We start from the raw sequence: 7,305 nt of genomic DNA on the forward strand, positions 1-7,305 counted from the left end.
CGTACAAAGAATTGCATAAATTATTAGTCACAGCTTAAATGATTCCCCAAATTTATTCAGACCCGTTTCTGCTTTTTAAACTTTGCAACAGAACCAGATAAAGTACGCATAGAATGCCCTTCTTGGCATAGAAAAAGATGGTTAAATCCTGAAAATCGTTGGAGAAAGCAGTGTAAACCCTGTTATTATGCTAAATAATAAATTAAAGATAAGGGAAACACCTTACTATGACAAAAGGTGTTTCTCTTTAGTCTATTTCTTATGAATTACAAGTTTATTTCTACAGTAATTATATATTTGTTACTCACTTTAAAGTAAAGGTGGAGTTTATATAGTGACAATTATTAAGAGTTTTACTAATGAAATCTTTCCCTTTATTCTTCCTCTCTTTTTCTTACTGTTGAAATGAATTAAAGAGTTGTGTTGCGTTCTCCATTGTATGCATTGAAGGAAATAAACCTTTTGCTAAGCCCATGGTTGTTGGCTCCTTTCTAAGGTATCTTACTTATAATATAGCAGGTGGAATTGTAAAATATGAAAATTTAAAATATTTTGTTTAATTTATTTGAATTCTTCCATTTTAATTGTCCTTCTATTTATAGATAAATCCTCCCCACAGAGTGATCGCAAGTTATCTTATTTCTTTTATATACCATTTTTAATAGGAAGATCCTTGCTTTTTTACAAGGATTCCTCAAGGCTACTTTTAAAAAAATAATAGTTTGTCAACTTATAATTCCATCGAATCAGTTTTATAAAAGATACAAAATGTTAAACTTACGAGAGTTAGTGATATATTATAAATAAAGGAAACTTAATTCATGCATGCAATTATGCATAATGTTTAAAAGTATAAATTTTGTAAATAATAAACGTGGTAAAATGATGAGTGTAGATACATTTTATAAAGCAGATTCTTTGGAACGGCGTAACATATCAATTACTTTCAAGGATATGGCGTCACTCTAAATTGATTTCTATTTTACGTGCCAACAATCTGTTGTATATAGATGATTCTGTTTTATAGGATATGTTTCCACATATAGCAAGGGGATAATACGGGTAAATTATATGAAATGAGCGTGGTTCAAGTCGGCTGAAGGCACCTAAATGGTGTCTTTTTCTTATAATATCTGGATTTTTGATATTTTTAACTCTCAAAAAAGGAACCTTGCACAGGCTCCTTTTAGTTTTTATAGAGATACAATTTTACTAGCTGTAGTATATCGTCTTGATATGTGAAAAAAGTGTTAAATATTTGAATATAAAAAGGCTTATATGCTATAAAAAGAAATATATGTACGTACAAATAAACAAATACATTATAAAGAAGATGATTTTGTATGTTTACAAAAAACTAGTAACCGTAGCATTGGGACGTGGCTTAACTTTCGGTATGACACCAGCTTTCGCAGAGTCTACTGAGGTAAATCATACAACACATTCTATTCTACAGAAACAAGAACAAGAACAAATACCCTTTAATGGGTATTTTATTTCGATGGATGATCATTATATAGTGGTTGCGAATATAACTACAAAAGAAGAAGCACTCTCATATCAAAATGATTGGTGGGAATTGGCTGCTCAAAATAAAATTTTAAGAGTTCCTATTTCTGTTGGGGATCATTATCTATTAGGTAAAAAACTAAATGTATTTTCAGTAGGCTGGACTTTTTCTATGCCATCAATTGCTGTAATACCTACTATTGAAACAGTAATTGAGTAAGGAATTATGGGAAACAGCATTGTATTTATGTGGATACAAGCTTTGTATTACTTTAAAAAATGAGTGAAAATTGTTGTGGCCTTATAGGTGTGAACTTTCTTTTCGGGGGGGGGAGAAAACTACAGACTTTGGATACCTCTTTCAGCATTGGAAATAAAAAGATTTAGATAGTAGATAATTTTTAGAATAGAACAGAACAGATATTGAAAACTTCACCGTAGCTATTTTTACATAATATGGAAATTTTGATGAGATCGATATTTGTCTAATTTGGCAAATAAAATCAATATTTGGTTTCTCGATATGCATATAAGGGGTTAATGTTAAAAATATTCAGCATTACTAATATCAATTTACTATAGTTTATAATTATGTAAAACTATAACCAAGATGGTTTTTTCTTTAAAACTTACTCATAATAATGAAGTGCCCCCGAAAACGGGACACCTATCAAAACAATTAAACCACTTGTTCCCTAAATTCTTTAGGGGGTAGGTGGTTTAATTTTTCTTGAATGCGCATACAATTGTAGTAATGAATGTATTCTAGCACAATCTTTCGCACAGTTGTGTTGGATACTTTTGTTATCTCTTGTGAATAGAAGGCTTCACTTTTTAAATGACCAAAGAAGCTTTCCATGACGGCATTATCATGGCAATTTGCTGGTGATAATGCCGTTTTCTTTGGCATATGCTTGAAATTCCTTCGCTGTATAAATACTTCCTTGATCTGAGTGAAGAAAGACATCTTTTACTTTTCGCCCTCTCATTGCTTGTTTTAATGTCTTCGTCGCTAATGGCAGTGCTTGGGACTCGCTGATGACATAACTAATAATTTCACGATTAAAGGCATCCATAATCGTTGATAAATACAAGGTACGCTCTCCAAATAATAGATACGTCACATCCGAAAACCACTTTTGATTTGGTGCGGATGCATCGAATTGGTGTTCCAATCGATGAGGGGCTACTACTGGCTCCGCACCACTGATATATTTCTTTTTCTTTCGACGAACTTTTGAGAGAATCTGATTTTGTCTCATGATTCGTAATACTTTTTTATGATTCACACACAGCCCCATTTGCCGAAGAGTTGCGGTCACTCTTCGATATCCATATCGTAATTTATGCCGAAGATAAACATCCTTTATTTTCTCTTCTATCTCATCTCTTATGTCCACTGTTCGTTGTAACCAACGATAAAATGTAGACCGGGGTAATATATTACACAATTCTTTTACCGTTAGTTTTGTTTTGAAATCGGTCCATAAAGTAACTACAGCTTTCGGGTTCAACTGCTTTCGATTTCCAGATACTTTCCCCATATCAGTAATTTTGTTTTTAACTGTTTATTTTCTAACCGTAGCTGTTCCAATTCATTTAACTCTTTTAGCCCTTTTCCATAAGAATATTGTTTTCCTACAGGTTGTTGAAAGCGGTACGTTTGACCGGTACGATACCACTTCATCCACGTGTTAATTTAGGAAACATTTTTAATTCCAAGCTTCTCCATAATGGTCCGATTGGAATATCCATCCTTTTTCATTTCAATCACTTTCCACTTTATTTCTTCTGGATAATGAACTCTTGTCTTCAAACCAAAAACACCTCCATTGAGTTTGCATACTTAGTATGCGAATTCAGGAGGTGTTTTTTTCATGTACCACTATTCGGTTCACTTCATAAAGATTCAAAGAGATTTTTGTTGCGGTCATCATTAGGAAGCAAGCCAGTTTCTACACAAATTGGCTTGTTTTAAATCTATTCTCTTTTTATTTATAATTTTACTACATCATCAACATTTGTATACTTAATAACAACTAATATTTTGAATCGTTATCTCGTTGGATGCGAGTAATTCTAGTACAGTTTAGGTGTAGGTTCAAAAATGGATAGACTGCTTTAAATGAAATGAATCAATATTGCTATTTTCCAGCAAATCTTTGAGTTAAAAGTAAAGGATACATAATAAAAAAATGTGTATCGATTAGGGTGCTATGTAAATGATTTACATAAATAGCTAAATTAACAGGATTTGTAACGATTGAGTTAAAATTTGTCATATAAGTAATGATCAGGAATGGAATTATGAATGACCTTCGTATAAGAATAAACTGAGGATCTAACAGGGAATGTAGTTGATACAGTAGGATGTGGGTACTTATAGAATGTATTAAACGAAATGAGGTGAATATAGCATGAGAGCGTTCGCAAAAAAAGTACAAAGGCTACGCTTACTGGAGGAGCATTATGAGCGTCAAGAAGACACAAAACAATATTGTGCACAGAAGTGTAAAATAGAAAAAGAGTGTATCAAACTTGAAAAAAATACAGTTGAAAAACGAAACCAAAAGGTACAAACGCCAGAAGAGAGATGGGATGCAAGATGTAAACAAGCAGTAGAATTATTTAATTAGGGAATGGAATATCCAGCTATTGCAAAAAAAGTGTGGTGTAAAGTAAGTAGTGTGTATAAAGAGTTCGAGAAACGTGGTGTATTACAAATGCCAAAGCAAGAAGCACCTAAAGTAGTAAAATCATCTACCTTATCACCACAAACAAAAAAATCGGCGTTCCAACGATATAAAGAATACTATATGTGTAAATAAAAGAATTATCGATTATAGGATCAGTGAATTGAATTAGGAATACTAGTTCTAGATACATACTTTGCATATAATCATAGAGATTTAAACCAGCGTTTGTTTAAAAATACAATTGAATATTGAAACATTATATTTCATTTTTTATAAATTAGTTTGTTCTCTTTTTGGTGAGGATGAGTAAGGGTACCGAAATAAACAAAAATTCATTTTTGAAAAATCTTAAGAGTTTTTTAGCATTTGCTCCTTATTATTTGTTAATATATAGCACTAAAATATGTTATTCAAGCTGTATGTCGTATAAACTTAATGGTCGTAATATTTATGAAATGAATACACTTTCTATGAATGGAAGGGGATATATCATGTTAACTGAGTTACAAAAAAAGTTTTTCTTAAAATTAAAAATCCCACCAAAAGAAAATGTGGAATTTGAAGATTTGCATACAATTCTTTTATAGATGGGGTACGTATTACCTTATGAAAAAATAGACATCATGGAAGGGGATATGCAAGAATTTTCCAAAGAAAATATTGAAGAAAAGCTACTTTAAAAAAATGCGGTGGGTTATGCTATGAGATTAACTCTTTATTATATTATTTTTTGTGGGATTTTGGATTTTATGTGTACCGAATAGCTGGAACTCTTTATGATCCAAAAACAAGAAAGTGGAGGCTTGATGATGGCCATGTCATCATCGTTCTACAGCATAAACGTGAGAACTATTTAATAGATGCAGGTTTTGCATCGTATCTGCCTTTACGACCCGCTTTTTTTCATGATGGCAGTGTAACTTCTGTAATGGGAGAATATCGTGTTCGTAAACAAAAGACTGAGAAAGGAAGCCATGTATTCGAAATGAAAAAAGGAAAAAATGGTGAAACTTCGCATTTTCTTGATTCGGATCTTACTGATACCTGGTCTATCGGTTATGCTTTTTATTTAAATGAAATTAATGAAAAGAAAGTGAATGCTATACAAAACATGGTTATAGAGCATCCAGAATCGCCAGTAAATAAAGGGAATATTATTTGTGAATTAATTGAAAATGGGCATATTGCACTTACCAAGCAAAGTTTTACAGAAACCCGGTATGGAAAAAAATCTAAAAAAGAAATAAAAGAGAAACAATATCATCAAATACTTAGAAATACATTTCATATTTATTAGATAAATAATATGAAGGTTAACTATAAGGTTTTATAAATCGTTGTTCCCTCATTTATATTATATCTTATATATTTTCTATAACGTTTTAATGATGTTGGGGATAGGAATCAATTTTCCCCTTCGCCTTAGACAAAAATTAACCGGTACCTTATACGTTAAGGAACCGGTTAATAATGTTGCAAAATAGGGTTCTGTTGCAAAGTTTTTAAAAAATAGAGAACGGATTATAAAGTGGCATTTTGATTTAAGCAGCCGCTACTAATTTGTGTAGTTCATTGTACGCCGAAAAGACGGAGTCTAATTCAAGACTTCGTCCCTGTTTATATAGCCTAAATTGTTTCAATCCCTTTTATAGTAAGCGAAGCATGACGGATATTTTGAAATCCAGAAGATTTGGCAAAGCGTCGTTTTACATGTCGATGATCTTGTTCAATAAGATTATTACGATATTTGATGGTATAGTGTTTAGTATGTGTATAATAATCGTCTCTCTTCAATTTTTTGAATGCGCAAAGCAAAGCCGGGGCCTTGTCTGTCGTAAGAACCGATGGTTCTCCAAAAGATTTGACGAGTCGCTTCATAAACATATAAGTCGCTTGATGATCACGAGTTCTACGAAGTTGAATATCCAAAGTATATCCACCTCCATCAATTGCACGATAAAGATGGCACCACTCCCTTTTAACTTTGATGTAAGTCTCATCTAAATGCCAAACAGAGTGTATCGTTTTGTTTTTCTTTTTCCAGATTTGATAACTCAAATTTCCATATTCATGAACCTAACGCATGATGGTCATAGGATGAACGAATATGTCACGTTCTTTCAAGATTTCAGCAACATCACAATAGCTTAAAGAAAAACGACAATAATAGCCGACCGACGGCTACCAAGATAATGTCTTTCTCAAATTGTTTTCCTTTAAAATATCCCATATGTTATGCTCCCCATCTCATTTTTTCTACAGTCAAGCTCAGCTCTAAAAACTTTACAACAGAACCGATTGTGATACACGTTGATTAGTAAATATTATATTTTTTAATTACTACTGCACCAACAGTACAGCACCAACAGTACAGCACCAACAGTACTGTACTGTTGGTACATATACAAATAAAATAAATACAAATAAAATAAATACAAATAAATATTTATGATGATTATATATTTTAATTAAAAGATAAAATGGTGTATAAGCTTGAATTGTCATTGCTAAAATTATCCTTATACATTCAGTTTATGAGGGAGAAGATTCTAGCGTTAATAAAAAACCTTAAGTTTAGAGAGGTCAGTAAAGGAAACTTAAAAGATCTCAATTTTTTATATGATTTTACATATATATGGATTTATATAAAAAAGAAGATAAATTAATTATAAAATAATAATAAGTTTAATAAAAAATCCCAATACTAATGCAGATGTAAAATTGAGTGTAAAAACAGTGCCCTCATTTTCATAATATGAACTGTCTCCCGAATCATGGACACTAAAAAAAGACCCATGATTCTGAACTGCACTCCAAGTGCAGTTTTTTTATGACTAAATTTACTTCAGAAGACAAAATGAATGCAGTAATACATTATCAAGATGGAAGTAAGAGTATAAAAGATATTGTGAAATCATTGAGAGCCAGTCAAGTGGTTCGCATGTGATTGAATATCATGGGGGAATCCGGCCCGTTAAAAAAGGCTATACAACGTATTCTGCACAGGGTTCTGTTGCAAAGTTTTCTAAGCGAATTTAAAATGTAAGAAAAATGATTTGAGGAGCATGATGCATGAGATACTTTAAGGGAAAACACTTCA

General features: G+C 31.9%; 2 protein-coding genes and 4 pseudogenes. 3 read left to right on the forward strand and 3 right to left on the reverse strand.

Going from position 1 to position 7,305, the window contains the following annotated elements:
* The first annotated feature begins 1,396 nt into the window (after positions 1 to 1,396).
* The gene (locus ATL10_RS29880) at positions 1,397 to 1,729 is read left to right on the forward strand and encodes a DUF3221 domain-containing protein (RefSeq protein ID WP_481747235.1); all 333 of its coding nucleotides are present in this window, start codon (positions 1,397 to 1,399) and stop codon (positions 1,727 to 1,729) included.
* Positions 1,730 to 2,188: 459 nt separating this feature from the next.
* Here the strand turns inward: ATL10_RS29880 and ATL10_RS29885 are convergent.
* Positions 2,189 to 3,325, reverse strand: a pseudogene (locus tag ATL10_RS29885) (IS3 family transposase).
* 601 nt (positions 3,326 to 3,926) lie between these two features.
* Between ATL10_RS29885 and ATL10_RS29890 the strand changes: the two are divergent.
* Positions 3,927 to 4,337, forward strand: a pseudogene (locus ATL10_RS29890) (hypothetical protein).
* A 359-nt stretch (positions 4,338 to 4,696) separates the two neighbouring features.
* Positions 4,697 to 5,502 (forward strand): annotated as a pseudogene (locus ATL10_RS29895) (arylamine N-acetyltransferase).
* Between the two features lie 244 nt (positions 5,503 to 5,746).
* On the opposite strand, the pseudogene ATL10_RS29900 reads toward ATL10_RS29895, so the two are convergent.
* A pseudogene (locus ATL10_RS29900) lies at positions 5,747 to 6,435 on the reverse strand (IS6 family transposase).
* Positions 6,436 to 6,545: 110 nt separating this feature from the next.
* Positions 6,546 to 6,710: a hypothetical protein gene (locus ATL10_RS31480; protein ID WP_181419361.1), complete on the reverse strand. Its 165-nt coding sequence runs from the start codon at positions 6,708 to 6,710 to the stop codon at positions 6,546 to 6,548.
* Positions 6,711 to 7,305: the final 595 nt, after the last annotated feature.

Origin of the sequence: Bacillus sp. 196mf, assembly GCF_003217275.1 — a bacterium.
GTDB classification, from domain to species: Bacteria; Bacillota; Bacilli; order Bacillales; family Bacillaceae_G; genus Bacillus_A; species Bacillus_A thuringiensis_S.